This window comes from Paenirhizobium daejeonense (genome assembly GCF_014280875.1).
GTDB classification, from domain to species: Bacteria; Pseudomonadota; Alphaproteobacteria; order Rhizobiales; family Rhizobiaceae; genus Allorhizobium; species Allorhizobium daejeonense.
This window is the reverse complement of record NZ_JACLAL010000003.1, coordinates 612,961-628,725: the sequence shown is the minus strand read 5'-3', so window position 1 is coordinate 628,725 and position 15,765 is coordinate 612,961. Positions and strand designations below refer to the sequence as shown.

12 protein-coding genes are annotated in these 15,765 nt (G+C 53.2%); 5 read left to right on the top strand and 7 right to left on the bottom strand.

Going from position 1 to position 15,765, the window contains the following annotated elements:
• Window positions 1-132 precede the first annotated feature (132 nt).
• The gene (locus H4I99_RS24480) at window positions 133-1,377 is read left to right on the top strand and encodes an ATP-dependent nuclease (RefSeq protein ID WP_342345159.1); all 1,245 of its coding nucleotides are present in this window, start codon (window positions 133-135) and stop codon (window positions 1,375-1,377) included.
• Entirely contained in the window at window positions 1,364-2,434 is a 1,071-nt protein-coding gene (locus H4I99_RS09760) for a UvrD-helicase domain-containing protein (RefSeq protein WP_163900379.1), read from the top strand. The genes H4I99_RS24480 and H4I99_RS09760 overlap by 14 nt, the downstream gene beginning before the upstream one ends.
• A gap of 6 nt (window positions 2,435-2,440) precedes the next feature.
• Here the strand turns inward: H4I99_RS09760 and H4I99_RS09755 are convergent, their stop codons facing one another.
• The gene (locus H4I99_RS09755) at window positions 2,441-2,638 is read right to left on the bottom strand and encodes a hypothetical protein (RefSeq protein WP_163900380.1); all 198 of its coding nucleotides are present in this window, start codon (window positions 2,636-2,638) and stop codon (window positions 2,441-2,443) included.
• 241 nt (window positions 2,639-2,879) lie between these two features.
• Between H4I99_RS09755 and H4I99_RS09750 the strand changes: the two genes are divergently transcribed.
• A complete protein-coding gene (locus H4I99_RS09750; protein ID WP_163900382.1) occupies window positions 2,880-3,395 on the top strand; it encodes a PIN domain-containing protein in 516 nt (171 codons plus the stop codon).
• Window positions 3,396-3,494: 99 nt separating this feature from the next.
• Here the strand turns inward: H4I99_RS09750 and H4I99_RS09745 are convergent, their stop codons facing one another.
• The 6 genes from H4I99_RS09745 to H4I99_RS09720 form a co-directional block, all read right to left on the bottom strand.
• Complete coding sequence (locus tag H4I99_RS09745) at window positions 3,495-4,178, bottom strand: HNH endonuclease (RefSeq protein WP_163900384.1); 684 nt, start codon at window positions 4,176-4,178, stop codon at window positions 3,495-3,497.
• Between the two features lie 224 nt (window positions 4,179-4,402).
• Window positions 4,403-5,131 (bottom strand): M48 family metallopeptidase, encoded by a 729-nt coding sequence (locus H4I99_RS09740; protein WP_163900385.1) that lies wholly within the window; start codon window positions 5,129-5,131, stop codon window positions 4,403-4,405.
• A complete protein-coding gene (locus tag H4I99_RS09735; protein WP_163900387.1) occupies window positions 5,118-8,207 on the bottom strand; it encodes a type I restriction endonuclease subunit R in 3,090 nt (1,029 codons plus the stop codon). The genes H4I99_RS09740 and H4I99_RS09735 overlap by 14 nt, the downstream gene beginning before the upstream one ends.
• Before the next feature lie 8 nt (window positions 8,208-8,215).
• The gene (locus H4I99_RS09730; RefSeq protein WP_163900390.1) at window positions 8,216-9,151 is read right to left on the bottom strand and encodes an endonuclease NucS domain-containing protein; all 936 of its coding nucleotides are present in this window, start codon (window positions 9,149-9,151) and stop codon (window positions 8,216-8,218) included.
• The gene (locus H4I99_RS09725) at window positions 9,148-10,416 is read right to left on the bottom strand and encodes a restriction endonuclease subunit S (protein ID WP_163900392.1); all 1,269 of its coding nucleotides are present in this window, start codon (window positions 10,414-10,416) and stop codon (window positions 9,148-9,150) included. Before H4I99_RS09725 ends, H4I99_RS09730 begins: the two co-directional genes overlap by 4 nt.
• Complete coding sequence (locus H4I99_RS09720) at window positions 10,410-12,863, bottom strand: type I restriction-modification system subunit M (RefSeq protein WP_163900394.1); 2,454 nt, start codon at window positions 12,861-12,863, stop codon at window positions 10,410-10,412. Before H4I99_RS09720 ends, H4I99_RS09725 begins: the two co-directional genes overlap by 7 nt.
• Before the next feature lie 349 nt (window positions 12,864-13,212).
• On the opposite strand from H4I99_RS09720, the gene H4I99_RS09715 reads away from it, so the two are divergent.
• Both H4I99_RS09715 and H4I99_RS09710 read left to right on the top strand, forming a co-directional pair.
• Window positions 13,213-13,809, top strand: a complete 597-nt coding sequence (locus H4I99_RS09715) for a hypothetical protein (protein WP_163900395.1) — start codon at window positions 13,213-13,215, stop codon at window positions 13,807-13,809.
• 42 nt (window positions 13,810-13,851) lie between these two features.
• Entirely contained in the window at window positions 13,852-15,759 is a 1,908-nt protein-coding gene (locus H4I99_RS09710; RefSeq protein WP_163900397.1) for an AAA family ATPase, read from the top strand.
• The last annotated feature ends 6 nt before the right edge of the window (window positions 15,760-15,765 follow it).

Here is a 15,765-nt window from a genome sequence, read left to right as displayed (position 1 = left end):
TCGCCGCCGGACGTCACCGATCATCAGATCAACCTGTCGAAACTCGTTAGACATAAGCTTATCCTCAAGCCTGTGCTTGAGCCTTCCTGCTTATGCTGAGTGTCCGGTCGAAAGTGGGGGCAGTTCACTGGGGTGAAGCTCCTCATCGAATTCAACGAAGGTTTCAAAGCCGAATACATCGACTACATCAAGGAGCCAAAGCCAATCCGAACAGTTCCTGTCGAGCACTATATCGTTCGATGGCGCGATTTCGCCGACAATGACGTGACTGCCAGGTCCATTCCTCTGAAGCCCAGTTTCATTGACGCCAGCACCTTGCGCAATAGCGGTGTCGCCAATCGATATGTCCTTGATGTCGTCAAGGACAGCTTGACTCGGGAAGAACAGGTCGGTCTGGCTCTGACGTATCGCCAGATGAAAGACCGGTTCCTCGCAGAGCCAAAAGTTGCCGCCATCAACGCTGGACTGGCCGCCAAAAAGGGGACCGCATCCGAGAAGGCAATCACCGTCTCTCTCGACAGCTCATCGCGGGCGAGCTGGGAGTTGGGTGTCATGCCGCATCTGGACGACATACCGATGACCCTGGTCGGCAAGGGCGAGCAGAGTTCCGTCAAGATAAAGCTTGCGCTAGACAACGGGGACAAGTCCCACCTCTTCCTAATCGAAGAGGCTGAAAATCACCTTTCCTTCTCGAATCTGGCAAACTTGATAAACCACATTGCGACGAAGCGTGTTGACCGGCAGCTCCTCATTACAACACACAGCAGCTACGTGATGAACAAGCTCGGGGTTGATGCAGTTCTAATGTTCAAGAATGGTATTGCGACCAAGCTGACTTCTTTAACTCCCAAGACCCGTGACTACTTCCTGAAGCTTCCTGGATACGACACTCTGCGGCTTGTCCTTTCGAAACGAGCGATCCTCGTCGAAGGGCCATCAGACGAACTTGTTGTGCAAAAGGCGTTTCATCGCAAACACGGTAAGATGCCTCTTGAAGCAGGTGTTGACGTTATCAGCGTCAGTTCACTGGCGTTCAAACGGTTCCTGGAGATAGCCGACGTTCTCAAAATCAAAGTTGACGTCGTCACTGATAACGATGGCAGCGTCGCGAAGTTGAAGGAAAAGTACAAAGACTACCTGCCTCACGGTCACATCTCGATCCAGTTCGATCCGAGGGAATCCGATAATACGCTTGAACCTCAATTGCTCGCGGAAAACGGCAGACAAATGCTCAACGATATCCTTGGCAAGAGCTATGCCACTGATGCCGAACTCTTGAGATATATGGAAAGCAACAAGACTGAGGTAGCCCTTAAACTTTTCGAGACCGATAAGGTGTGGAAGGTGCCGGAGTATATTCAACGTGCCATCCAATAATCGGATCGTGATAGCCGCTGCTGGCGGCGGAAAAACAACGAGGATCGTGGATGAGGTTCTTGCGCTTCCTGAAAAGCGCGCGGCTATAATCACCTATACTCGAAACAACGTACACGAAATCCAGTCAAAATTTCACCAGCGCGCTCGCATCATACCAGAGAACGTCGAGATACTGTCCTGGTACACCTTCCTGTTGAGGGAGATGGCCCGACCTTACCAGGATACAAAAATCGACCGCAGGATCGATGGGATTCGGTGGGTCGAAACGACGTTAGATCGTTTTGCCAGGAAGGATGATCCAGATCGGTACTATCTCGGTGGCACAAGTTCGATTTATTCGAACAAGCTCGCTGAATTCGTAGAAGCATGCAACTCCGCATCGTCGGGAGCTGTAATCCGTCGATTGGAGCAGCGCTTCGAGCGTGTCTACATCGACGAAATCCAAGACGTGGCGGGTTACGATATCGACATCATCGAGGCAATGCTGCGCTCGAAGTTAGAGGTCGTATTGGTCGGCGATCCCCGGCAGTCGACCTACTCGACGAACAACTCGTCGCGCCACAAGAAATTTCGCGGGCCTGATATCGTTCATAAATTCAAAGACTGGGAAAAGAAAAGGCTCGCGGTTCTGGAACATCACGTTGATACGCATCGGTGCAACCAGAAGATCGCGGATTTGGCGGACAGCTTCTACCCGCTGCATGAGCGCACAAAATCAAGAAATGAAAAGAGCACCGGCCACGATGGCATATTCTTCGTAAAAGCAAGTTCGGTAAGCGCGTACGTCGAGGCCTTCCAGCCACAGGTTCTTCGGCTGAAAGTGACTACGGACTGTCTGGGACTACCAGCATTGAATTTCGGAGAGTCCAAAGGAATGACGTTCGACCGCGTTCTCATATTCCCCCACAAAAAGGGGACAAATTGGCTGAGGACGGGTAACTATGAGTATGTGAGCGGCGTTCTGGCCGAGCTGTATGTCGGCGTCTCGCGTGCACGATACAGCGTCAGCTTTGTCCATGACGGCGAGACAGCAATTATAGGCAGTCGATTTCTCTAGGTGAAATCAGTCCTCGGGGCCGCCTCGTGCAAGCAGCCGCCGCGCTTCACCGGTAATGGTAGCCGGTCTGTGCTCGACGACGAATTCGTGTTCGCCAGCTTTCACCACAATCTTTCCCGCAACACGCACGCGGTCAAAGAAGCGATTAAGCTCCTGGTCGTTTTCTGTGAGGATAAGGAATTCTTCCGGGCTGCTGCCTGACACATTTACCTCCGGAAACAAAGAATTCTTCGAGCCTCCGATTAATGACAGAAGCGCGAAGCCGGTATGCCGAGCATATAGGTGAAATGAAAAGAATGTCCAGCAAACTTTTATTAGCAAGTCCGAAAACAAGTATCGAAGTATCGTGGCAGCACGAATCGCTCAATCGAGCATGCGGTTTACCTTTAATTCGAAATTAACCACAGAATGGAAGGCTGTCGGCAGCGAAAACTAGGCTATCGACATGTCACTCGGCTATTTACTCGACACATGCGTTCTCAGCGAAACAAGCAGGCGAAACCCGCATCCTGCGGTGATCCGGTTCATTGAGACAGCCGAGAACCTGATGCTTCCGATAGCAGTCGTGATGGAGTTCCAAATGGGCATCACGGAAATTTCTCAAAAGGACCCGGTTCGCGCCGTACGCTTAGCGACCTGGTATCAACGCCTTGCGGCCTCCGGGCTTCCCGTCATCGATACGAACACGGAGATCGCAGAGGTCTGGGGCGTCCTTGCCGCTGACCCCCGATTGAAAAACCTATTTGTCGCAAACGCGAGGGCCCAAAAGCCCAGAGCTGGACAAGACCTCCACATAGCGGCAGTCGCCCTCGTTCACAGAGTGGCAATCGCAACCATGAACGTCAAAGACTTCACACTGATCGACCGGTTCTACCCTCTACCAGGAATTTACAATCCAATGGAAGACCGGTGGCACGCTCGCATGGAGCCATTGTCAGTACCCGGCCTTCAGCTCGCATAAAGGTGAAGTCTCGGCTCCTCCAGAGATTGCCGCCTCGCCTCAGAGCGCTACTTTGCATGCATTGCTTAGTACGGCACAGTTGGGACAAGAAAGCGAATATCAATCATCGCTGAACTGACCGCAGCGTATACAGCGCGCTCCGCTCCACCCGGTGACGCCGCAACTGGGACAGTCCCAGCTGCTGTGAAGCCGGTCCCCCTTAGGCCGCACTCCGACCATCCCGCTCGGCCCTTGGAGGATAAACTGGTCTGTGTTCTCGCGTAAGACCGTAATTCCGGGTGCGAGTAAAACGGGCTGATCCTTCATGTCTGCCGCGCGGTTCGGAGTATGTTCGTGGGCGGCGACCTTGGCCAATTCCATCAGTTGATCGCTGCTCAGGTTTTTGTCCTCATAGGCTTGAATTACCTGAGCAAATGCGACATCGAGTTTCCGGTTAGCAAGAAACCTATCGTGAAGTCTTTGCACCTCATTCGATTTAACGCGAGCAGCAGCGATATACTTGAGAATAATTGGCGCAGGCTCGAATACGTGCTCTTTCTTATCTACGTTACAAGGACCATGGGCAGGCATCCAGTTTGACCAAGAATTAAGGTCGAAGTCTGGCGGTAGCTTGAACGTTTCGAGGACCGATTTTAGCTCTTCGGTTCCTACGAGTGCCTCCGGAATTATGTGATCGATGTGCATTTCTGCATAATTCATTGGCTTGCGACACAGCCAGCATCGTTCGCCATGCGCGGTCCAGACAGCATATCGTTCGGCGCGACTGAATGTTTTTTTCTTCAAAAATCCCCCGGGGCACCGTTTAATGTCCTGACTTGAGACGACCAATTACAAACTTTTCGGGCTTTCACAATGGGTCAGGAGAATGGAAATCGGCATGGCGCGGAGCCAGTTTCATTTGTAGCGGGGTCGACGGTGTTTGCCGCCAGGGTTACCAAAACCAACTAACTGGGTAGAGGTCGATTCAAATGCAGATGTGAGACTAACGGCATACCGCTCATGAACAGTCAGTAACTCCAGTTCTCGTGGGCAAGAGGCTCGCTATTCAGCAAATCTCGCCACAATCGCCACCTCGGTAGAAAACGATCCATTAATGCGCGAAAATTCTCGTTGTGATGGCGTTCGAGCAAGTGAATGAGTTCGTGAACAACGATGTATTCGAGGCACTCTGGAGGCTTTTTTGCGAGTTCGAGGTTTACCAGAATCCGCTTCGAAGCAATGTTGCAACTACCCCATCTGGTCTTCATTTTTTGAATGCGCCAGCCACTAGCTTCCTTCCCGATCACGGGTTGCCACTTGTCCAGAAGAGCGGGCACTTGTTCTCTGAGGTGGCACCGATACCAATCAGCCATGATTTTTGATCGGGCTTCTTTAGGTGTGCCGGGCCGAACGGAAAGAAGTATTTTTGAGTTGTTTTTCAGCTCTACTGACGGTTTCTTTGACCGCTCGAAGACCTCCAGTATGTAGCGCCGTCCTTTAAAATAATGACTCTCGCCCGTCACGAATTGTCGTTCCGACTGCCGAGGCTGTCGTTCAAATTCCGCTTGCTTCCTCTTTATCCAGCCAAGACGAGAAATGATTGCCAAGCGAATGCTTTCATTGGTGGTTTGCAACGGAACTGCAACCCTCACCATCCCGTCCGGAGGATAAACCGCTAGATGAAGGTTTTTAATTTTCTTCCGAACGACCTCGACGTACAGCCCGGACACTTCGACGTACCGGCTATCTGTACTCATACTGGTTCTTCACGAGTTCGACGATTTTCTCGATACGCTCGTCATCGCCGATGGCCCGGTAAATCGCGCCCGCGAGTTCGCGCTCTTTCTGAGGATTTCCAATCCAATCGGCCTTCTTGGCGGTTCGTATTGCCGTATCCACCTTGGTGACCCACAGCTCATAAGCCTCAAAATTGTCGTACAGCGCCTTCTTTGCAGGCGTGTCAACTGATGCCGGATAGGATTTCGGATCAATCCCACCTGGGTTGAGAACTTGCACCGACAATTCCTTTACGCGGAACAGATACTCCTTGTAATCCAAAGCTTGCTTTCGCCGCTCCTCGATCAACGCGTCCAGCAGCTCCGACATTTTCTCATAGTATTTCGGGTTCACGTCTTTCTCATCGATAATAACCTTGCGCATGTTATTCTCGATAGTCTCAGCCATAGATTCTTCGCTCGTCATCATCGCGAGCGGGGTATCCTGAAGGGTAGCATCGCCACGCTTCACGATGAGTTCAATCAGGCCCAATTCCTCAAAGTCAGCAACAACTTCGCTATCTTCGGCCTTGATGTAGGTATCCAAAAGGTGGCGCATCGCTGGTTCGTAAAGCTTCATGTCGATGTAATCGCCACTCGCCAGCTTGATTTCCTCCCTTACCTTGCTGAAGTGTTCAACCTCGTGCTTAATTTGCGCGGCTTCTGCTGCTGTGTATCCTGCATCTTCAAGTTCATTTGCGAGGTTGGCATAAGCGCGGAGCAAGCTGGCGACAGCCTTATACAAGGCAATCCGGCGGGCTTCGAAATCTTGCAGCTGCCCAGGGTTTGCAGGATCGCCGCAGAAGTAGTGGCGATACTCGTTTTGTCCTCTTGGTTCGAGGACCGGCTCACAGATCGCCTTGACGGTTTCCCTCGCCTCTTCCAGCCGCTCGTGGCCTTTTTCCAACCGATCTCCAAGAAGGCCTTTGACGTCTGCCTCGTCATAGCCGTCGAATGCGCCGCTGGTGTAGTCGCTGATCGCTCCCTCTAGGCGGTGGAACAGGTCTTTGTAGTCGACGATGTATCCATATTCTTTATCCTCGCCGTCGAGCCGATTGACACGGCAAATCGCTTGGAAAAGACCATGGTCGCGCATCTCCTTGTCGATATAGAGATAGGTCGCGGAGGGCGCATCAAAGCCGGTGAGCAGCTTGTCCACCACGATGAGCAAACGCATTCGCCCTGGCTCTTTGATGAACTTCCGTTTCACCTGCTTTTCGAATTCCTCGGCCATGTACATGGCTTCGTCTTCTGGTTTTTCGAAATACTCGGCAAGCATCCGGCGATAGATCGCATACTGATTGAGTTTTTCGGTCAGCCCGGCACCACTGTCCTGGCCCTTGATGTCAGCGGGCGACGGCTGGTAGCTGGTGATAATCGCGCATTTTCCGGCCAAGTCAGTCTTCGAGAAGAGATCGTAGACCTTGCATGCCTGATAGATGCTGCTGCAAACAAGCATGGCATTGCCGCGTCCATCCATCAGGCGCGGCTTGGTTTCCATGTCCATCAAAACGTCGTTGACGATCTGTTCCAGCCTGTCCTGGCTGGACAGGACTTTCTTCAATGTGCCCCATTTCAGCTTGAGCTGGGCGCGGGCCATGTCAGATAGGCCTTTGGTCTTGGCCTCGAACCATTTGTCGATCTTTTCCTGAGAGGAAACGTATTGGTCGATGTCTCGGGCTTCATATCGAAGATCGAGCACCACGCCATCCTCGACGGCTTCGTCAAACTTGTAGGTATGGATGAAGCTGCCGAAAACCTCTATGCTCTTCTTCTTGTCCGCTTTCAGGAGGGGCGTTCCGGTGAAGCCGATGAAGGTTGCGTCCGGTAGGATCAGCCGCATGGCATCGTGCAGTTTGCCGGACTGCGTTCGGTGGCATTCATCGACAAAGACGAAAAAGTCGCCCTTTGCTTTAAAGCCAGCTGGCAGACTGGCCTTCAACTCCTTGATGAAGTCTTCGGTGGCCTTGGTGTCTTCGTCTTCTCCCTGCCTGCCGAACTTATGGATCAGAGAGCAGACCAGCCATTCGGTCGAATTGTTCAGCGTGGCAATCAGGTCATCGCCGTTCTTGGTCCGGTAAATCTTTTCGTCAACACCGGAGAACACTCCTTCGATCTGCTCGTCCAGCTCCGTTCTGTCGGTGATGACAAGAACGCGGGAGTCCTTCACGTTCTCGCGTATCCATTTGGCCAACCAGACCATGGTCAGGCTTTTGCCCGACCCTTGCGTATGCCAGATGATGCCGCTTTTGCGATCTTGCACATGATCATGCGCTGCCGACACGCCAAAATACTGGTTGTGGCGGCAGGTTTTCTTGGTGCCGGTATCAAACACCATGAAGTCGTGAATGATCTCCAGGAAGCGCTTTTTCTGGCAAAGGCGGCTGAGATGGAAATCCAGCAGATAGCCGTAAGGGTTCTCGCCGTCTTCCTTCCACTGGTAATAGTGTTTCTCGGTGGTTTCGACGGTGCCGTAGCGCAGTCCCTCGGTGTCGTTTCCGGCCATGGTGAGCTGCATGGTCGTGAAGAAATTGCGGATGAAGGCCTTTTTCTGATTATCGAGGTTCTGGCGTATGCCTTCGGCCACGGAAACGCTAGAGCGCTTAAGTTCAACCACACCCAGCGCTATTCCGTTTACGTATAGAACAACGTCCGGGCGCTTCTTGTTCGCGCCGCTAACCGAAACCTCTTCAGCGATAGCAAAATCGTTTTTTTCGGGATTTTTCCAGTCGATCAAGTAAACCGTCTGGTTTTGCTCTCCGGCACCTTCCTTGACCTTCACGCCGTAGCGAAGCAGGCGGTAGACGTCCTTATTGGCATCATAGAGGTGGCGGCCATCACCAAGGGCGGCGGCATTCTGTAACTCGCGAAAAACGCGGGTGATCAGGACGTCACTGACGCCGCGCCCGCGAAGCCAATCGCCCAGAATGTCCTTCTCGATGTTGCTGTTATCAGGGCGATCTATCCAATTGCCAAGATGGCTATATCCCAATTGCTCGCAGAACAGTTTGACAATTCTATTCTGCGTCGCGCGCTCCACCTGCCCAACATCGTTCATGGCTCCCCCTAATTCTTAAATAGCTTAAAGCTCACCGAATAACGGTAAAATTCAATATTGCTGGTCACGCGCAGGGCTCGGCGCAGACGCAAATCATCTTCCAAGGCAATGATTGCTCCACGCACACCTTGGTTCGGCTCTGCGATATCATCCAGAATATAGCCCATGTAGCGCTGAATTTGGCCGACCACGGCATCGCTTGCGCGGCCCTTCTTCAACTCCACCACCAGATATTCAGTCTTGTCCTTACTGATGGCCAGAATATCTATGTTGCCGGTATCAGTTGGATATTGCTGGCCGACGACTTCACCCTCATCCTCAACGAGGTCAAAGCGTTTCCCCAGCTCGGTCTGCCCCCAGTTTTGTACAAGGAAGTCTTCGAGATGCTTTTCGAGCGCGAACACAGTGGGGTCTTCAACCAGTTCATCCGTTGATATCAGCGTCGGTAGGGCATGCCCGGCCAGCAGACTTTCGATCTCCGCGCCGTGCTTGGAGATGTTGCTGACAGTGCCGATGGAGCCCGCTGAATTCACCAAGGCCTGACTGAGTTCGCTGCGGTCGATGGTCTTCGGATACCAGCGGACCTGACGGCGATGGGGCAAGATTGCGCCCGGGACGTAAGTGTAATCTCCAACGACCTCTCCCGCCCAATAGGCTCCACTGCCGGTTGGGCAAAGGACGAAATCACCGATCTTGAGGCCCTTACAGATGGTGTGCAGCATGCCGCAGGCTAGACCAGCAGCCACCTTGCTTTTTCCTGGATTACGCTCCAGGAAGATCGGATTGTACATCTTGTTAAAGTCGCGCCAGTTATCGGGCAGCGTGCTGCTCAGGTCAAAATCCATACCCCAATCGCCACCGATGAACTGCCCGTCATGACACTCCTTAGCATGGACGCTTTTGCGGCCCAGCATGATCCGGTAATAGCTGCGGGTGATCGTCATACCAATCGCGTCCTCCCCGTCAGCAATTCCTGCATCATGCCTTGTTTGATGGCCTTGGTCTTATGGAGGCGCTTCTCGATTGCGGAAATCTCAGATTCCATATTTGATATAGCGCGCGCGATTTCTTCTTGCTCCCGTATATCTCTCGGGCGAGGGAAGCGCACTTCGGACAACAATTTTCCGTTTGTAAGCGCTCTCGTCGTATAGGAGCTTGTCGATCTTACTTGCTTGCGTACGACTTCAGAATGGAAGCAGTATTTCTTGAATTCTAGGGATAGGCACTTACTCCCGTCCTTCTCGCGAGCGCGTAAAACGAACCCGCTAAAAACTGTATTCGGAACGTCCTCCACAAGTGTTGCGGCGATACCAATTTCATCGACGGTCTCTGACGTTCGAGTAAAAAACACGTCTCCTTTTTTGGCGCTGTAGTTATTTATCTCATCTCGCGAAACATCAACCTTCCCTTGTATTTGGGACGCTCCAATTCCATAGTTCGAGAACACGTCCATATAGTTAACGATAGGTGTTCCGTGGCCGAAATATTGTTTGGCTTTATTGAGGCCATTTTTGAAGTCGAAATTATCGCCTATGCGGGCTGCATCCCAATCTTCCGGGATTTCGCCGAGTTGGGTCTGCTTTTTTCCTTTGCCTTCGCCGAAACCCGGCAGGCGTCTTTTGCCGGTGAGCAGTTGCTGCATCGTCGCAGTTTTGATGTCGCGCTTCTTCTTGATCAGCTTTTCCAACCACGCGATCAACGAATCGACGTGCGACAAAGCATCTGCGATGGCTTTTTGTTCATCTTCGTCATTTGGCAGAGGGATTTCTTGATCAAGGATATCGTGTCGCGAGAGCCCAGGTATCAGGCCAGCCGAAGCTGCCTGGATTTGAGATGCATTTTGCAATATTGAATAGTAGAGGAACTTTTTATTCCACTTTTTAGCCCTAATAGCCATCAGCTGTCGGCTAATACAGTAAACACTATCTGCCTCAACAATAGTACCGGCCCCTGAGCCCTTCACCGTAATCAGCAAATCGCCAGTGTCGCATAAAGCGGCTGGCCTGGTAGTGAATTTCGTCTGCGTTATTCTCCCGTCTGGGAAATCGGCTGGTCCAGTCAGATAAGGTGTCCCCAAGCCTGACTTATTGCAGTAGTCAGCTAAGATGTGGTGTCCCGATATGAGGTTTACGTCCTTACTAAGTGGCTCAATCTCCCAGTCTTCTGGAATTTCACCGACTTCAGTCTGCTTGTATCCTGCCTTCACCATGCCAGCCCCATCTTTTTGAGGTGGCCTTCGACAAGTCCAGCATATTTCTGAACGTCCTTGTTCACCGTAGGCAAGGTTTCGGCATAACGCTCCTCCAGAGTTTTCACGCGGTCGGCCAATTGCTGTGTTATCCGCTCGATCTCCTCGACAATTCGCGCCTCGACCGTTCCGAACCATTTGTCATGAACGACGATGATCTTCAGCTCGTCATCTGAGAGTGTTGGGATTTTCTTGAAGACCAGCTCATCAAGTTTCAGCTTTGCCGCCTTGACCGCCTTCTTCGTGGCATCCTCGCTGACGATAAGGGCAAGGCATTTGTTCAGCGCTGCCAATTCGTCAGCATCATTGGTTTCCTTGATCCGGTCTTTCACGCCTTTCTGTCCGATAGCCCCTTTGTCGTTCTTGGCGTTTTCGATCAGGCCGTCTTCGCTGGTATTTTCCTCGATAAAGGTTTCAAGCTCCTGCACCGCGCTATCGTGTTTAGCCTGAAGGGCATCCAGTGCCGCTTGCTTGTCTGCGAAATATTTCGCGATGACCAGTGACGGCGGGACGATATCGCTGCGATAGCGCTTCTTGGTTTCGGCCGCACCGAATTCGAAGTCATGCTCTTCAGTGTATTTGGGTTTGCCGTTCTTGTCCTTGATCGGCACCAGAAGGCGGACGGTCTTGGCGATCTTCCAGTCATCCTGGACAATCATGTGCACGTCGTCCTGCATGACCTCATCCCAATAGGTCATCAGGATTTGATAGATGTCGTATTTGCTGAGCAGTGGCGCGCCGTCGAACTGCGCCAGCAAGTCTTCAGAAATGTCGAAAATCAGTTCTTTCGGCTTATCGCCGACCTTGATCGCGGCCAGTTGATCCTGGTGCTTCGCCTTCCAATTGTGGAAGCGCTTCAGGGAAGAATTCTTGAAAGCATCGAATTCGGCATGGCCGAGGATCGTCGCCTTTACCGTGCGCGATTCCACTAGTGCCTCTGCGTAACCGGGGCGTACGCCATCGGCGAACAGGGTTTTGCGCAGTGAGGGGAAGACATCCCAGTAGGCTTTCAGGGCTTCAATATCCCGATCTGGAATACCGCCATTCAAATGCGCGTCCAGATCATGGATGTCCTCCGGCTCACTGGCATCGATGTAGCGGGGGATATTGAGGTTGAAGTCGTTCTTTTTGGCGATCTCGTCATATGGAACAAGGCGCGAATACCGATCCACCACGAGCTGACGATTGAAGACATCCACGATCTTATGAATATCCTGCGCGCGCAGACGGTTCTTGTTGCCGTCTTTGACGAAACCCTTGCTGCCATCGATCATGAATATGGGACGCTCTGGTCCTGCGGCGCTCTTGTCGATCACGATAATGCAAGCGGGGATGCCAGTGCCGTAAAAGAGGTTGGCAGGAAGTCCGATGATGCCCTTGATATAGCCTTGGCGAATGAGTTTGCGGCGGATGTCAGCCTCGGCATTGCCACGGAACAAGACACCATGCGGCAAAATTACCGCGCCCTTGCCGGTGCTTTTCAGGGACTTGATGATATGCAGCAGAAAGGCGTAGTCGCCATTTTTCTCGGGCGGCTCGCCGTATTCGAAGCGCTCGAACTCGTCATTGGACGGCGTGAAGCCATTGCTCCATGACTTGAGCGAAAACGGAGGGTTGGCAACGGCAAAATCGAAGGTGCGCAGCTTACTGTCTTTGTCCTTCCAGTGGGGTGCGGACAGCGTGTCGTCCTGCCAGATTTCAGCCGATGGGCTGTTGTGCAGGACCATGTTCATCTTGGCCAAGGCTGCCGTGGCCTGTTCTTTTTCCTGACCGTAAAGGGAGAGGCCATTCGGCGCTTCGTCGTTGACCTTCAGGAGCAGAGACCCGGAACCGCAAGTGGGGTCGTATACGGTCTCGTCCTGGCTGGTCTTTGCGTTGATGCCCAAGACCTTCGAAAGAATGCGAGACACCTCGGCAGGGGTGTAGAACTGGCCTTTGCTCTTCCCCGACTCCGTTGCGAAATGGCGCATCAGATATTCGTAGGCATCACCAAGCAGGTCGTCACCGTCAGCGCGGTTCTTTCCGAGATCAAGGTTCTCAAAAATGCCGACGAGCTTGGTCAATGTGTCGACCATGGCTTTCCCTTTGCCAAGCCGATCTTCATGATTGAAGTCATTGTCGGCATTGGACAGCCAAGCCATCTCATTGGCCCGCGCTAGTTCACCGATGATCGTATTCATCTTGTCACCGATGTCTTTTTGCCCTTTCAGGGCAACCATATCAGCGAAAGAACCACCTGCAGGCACGACGATAGCGCCGTATTTCTGTTTGGCGTATTTATCCGAAACATATTTTACGAACAGCAGGGTGAGGATGTAGTTCTTATACTGGGAGGCATCCATGCCTCCGCGCAACTCATCGCAGCTTGCCCACAAAGAAGAGTACAGTTCGGTCTTTTTGATTGCCATTTACGTCTTGCTTTCAGTCAATTAAGGCCCTGAATTTCCGGGATCGCTTCTCCATGATGTCTATCTCGCCAAACCAGAATTGGCATCTTCTTATTTCGAAAATTTATGCTGAAGGCACCGTCCACGAAGGGGGCAGTGATTTCTGACGGGCGTTCGGCTGGAGAGTGGTCGAGGTCTTACCCGTGCAACCAGCAGGATCGCGGCGAGCGACAAGTCAGTTGTTGACTCTGGTCAATATGTTCTTTATTTGTTCCCGCCATGACCTTACACCCTCTGCACCTCATACGAATATCGCCGTGATCGCCGCCTCTGCGGAGGCCGTTCCCATGCAATATCGTGAGTAGTTCAGATGAGTATCGAGCCGTCGCCGCCCCCTGCCTGGAAGACCGCACCTCAAGGCCAGACCTTTTATCCGTCCGCCACGATCCGATGCGATGGTCCTGCCGTCTTTCGCAGCCAGTTCGCACGGGATGTTGCCTGCCTTCTCGACGTCGATGACGCCATCACGGAATGGCGGTGCCAACCTCTCCCCTTCAGTGACGGACAGGAATTTTACCGGCCAGATTTCGTCGCCAAAGTTGGCAATGACATCATTGTTATCGATGCCGCGACCGATGACACGCCCTTATGGATTGAAGGGGCGGTACGCGCAGACGGTCACCAATATGAGGCGGTACGTCGCGCCGAACTTCCCCTCATTCGGCTGAAGAATGCCAAGGACCTTCTACGTTACGGAAACTTCCAGACTGGTCTTGAAGATCGTGTGAGGCTGCTTGCCGCCTTGGACGAACATGGAACCCTGACGCTTGCCGAATGCCTGTCCGTATTTCGAGAGACGCGGCCGATAGCAGGCATGGCGTCCATGGTCCTTAACCGCTTCATCGACATCGATCTCGACGAAGCTTTGATCGGACCCGAATCCACCGTCCGCCGCCGTCGCGGCTGATCTCCGGTTTCGAAGAACAGTCCAACTGTTCAGGGGTTATCCATGTCCAAGAAACAATTCACCAGCGTGAAAACCGCTGAAGACTTCGCATTCATGTGCTCGTTGAAGCGATCCCTCAAGTCCCACCCCGTGTTCGCGGGAGGCGGCGAAGGCATCCTCGTTCTGGTCGCACCAGAAAGTCATTCACCCGTCCGGTACGGACCAGCCCTTCTAGACCAGCTATTCCCCGATGATGACTTCCGCCGCGATGATCGTGGTTTCATGTATCTCCTGAAAAGCGACAAGCTGTCGAAGACGTTGGACACCTTCCGCGATGAGTGCTCGAAGAAGCGGCGAGCCATCGTGATCGTCGAGCATGGAGCGATCATTCCTGCCGAGATCAAAGTCGGCGCAGACGTCATCACCAACATCCCTCCGATCACACCACGCGACCTGCAGATCGCATGCCGGATCGTCTTGGGGATCAAGGTAAGCAGCAAAGAGGCGAAGCAAGCAGTTTCATATCCGGAGCAGCTGTTGTGGTCGGCCCTCCGTCGCGGCCGGTCGATGTCCTCGGTCCTGGAACGGTTGGCGTCGGCCGGACCCGACCAGGAAGGCGTGGTGACGCACCGACCATCTCGGGAGGTTCCTGCTCTGGAGCACATGTACGGGTACGGCGATGCAAAAGCCTGGGGAATGCAGCTGGCGCAGGACCTGGAAGACTGGCGAAATGGCGTCATCGATTGGGATGACGTGGACCGGGGCATTGTCCTCAGCGGCGCTCCCGGAGTGGGCAAGACTATTTTCGCTCAGGCCGTGGCGAAGCAATGCGGCGTAAAACTGATCGCGACATCCCTTGCCCAGTGGCAATCACGCGGTCACCTTGGGGATTTGTTGAAGGCCATGAGGGCGGACTTCGTATCTGCAAGGGCAGCAGTGCCATCCATCCTGTTCGTTGACGAACTGGATTCAATTGGCGACCGGCAGAAATTCAAACACGACAATGCTGACTATTCGATCCAGGTCGTCAATGCCTTCCTTGAACAGTTGGATGGGATCGACGGCAGAGAGGGCGTGATCGTCATGGGCGCGACCAATCACTATGACAGGATCGATCCCGCCGTTGTTCGTGCAGGTCGCCTGGAACGACATGTGGCGATCCCGCTGCCGGGTGCTGCAGATCGGCTGGCGATCCTGTCGCAGCATGCCGACTTCCGCATCCCGGCAGCTGAACTGGAAAGGCTGGTCGTCCCGACACAAGGGATGTCCGGTGCCGACCTCGCCCAAGCGGCGCGCCACGCTCGCCGCATCGCTCGCCGGGAAAAGCGAAATCTGACCATTGATGACGTGCTTCAAGGGTTGCCGGAAGTCGTCCGATTGACCGATGAACACCGCTACTCCAACGCGGTTCATGAAGCCGGACATACCTTGGTAGGGGTCAGGCTCGGCGTCGGCAAATACGTCGGCACGCGTCTCGTCCAACAATTGTCGCTCGGTAAAGGCGCTAGCAGTCAGGCAGGAGCCGCGTATTTTGAGATGCCAATGATCGCGAACCGGGGGAGAGCCAACTACAGCGACCGAATCGCGATGACGATGGCAGGACTTGCCGCTGAAGACCTGATCTTCGGGGAAACTTTTGACGGTGCGGGTGCGGGTCAGTCGTCCGATCTGGCTAGGGCCACCTGGCTGGCCACGATGATGGAAACATCCTTTGGAATGGGAGCGTCGTACCGTCATTGCGTGGCAACGGATGATGACGGTCTCGAAACCCTGCGTCGCAGCGATCCCGATCTCCGCAAACACATCGACGCGAAACTTGCACACGAATTTTCCCGCGCGAAAGGAATACTTGAGAACGAGCGCGATGTACTGCTCGCGCTCGCTAAGGAATTATTTGATCGCTGCACTCTCGATCCAGAGAAAGTGGCCGAGATTATAGAGCGCTCCAGCCGGAGAAAAATCCGGGGCTGACGCAAC

Excerpts from the sequence above, each read along its gene's own strand:
- H4I99_RS09750 (WP_163900382.1), top strand. The coding sequence starts at position 2,880 with ATGTCACTCGGCTATTTACTCGACACATGCGTTCTCAGCGAAACAAGC.
- H4I99_RS09710 (WP_163900397.1), top strand. The coding sequence starts at position 13,852 with ATGTCCAAGAAACAATTCACCAGCGTGAAAACCGCTGAAGACTTCGCA.
- H4I99_RS09720 (WP_163900394.1), bottom strand. The coding sequence starts at position 12,863 with ATGGCAATCAAAAAGACCGAACTGTACTCTTCTTTGTGGGCAAGCTGC.
- H4I99_RS09725 (WP_163900392.1), bottom strand. The coding sequence starts at position 10,416 with ATGGTGAAGGCAGGATACAAGCAGACTGAAGTCGGTGAAATTCCAGAA.
- H4I99_RS09735 (WP_163900387.1), bottom strand. The coding sequence starts at position 8,207 with ATGAACGATGTTGGGCAGGTGGAGCGCGCGACGCAGAATAGAATTGTC.
- H4I99_RS09740 (WP_163900385.1), bottom strand. The coding sequence starts at position 5,131 with ATGAGTACAGATAGCCGGTACGTCGAAGTGTCCGGGCTGTACGTCGAG.
- H4I99_RS09715 (WP_163900395.1), top strand. The coding sequence starts at position 13,213 with ATGAGTATCGAGCCGTCGCCGCCCCCTGCCTGGAAGACCGCACCTCAA.
- H4I99_RS09730 (WP_163900390.1), bottom strand. The coding sequence starts at position 9,151 with ATGACGATCACCCGCAGCTATTACCGGATCATGCTGGGCCGCAAAAGC.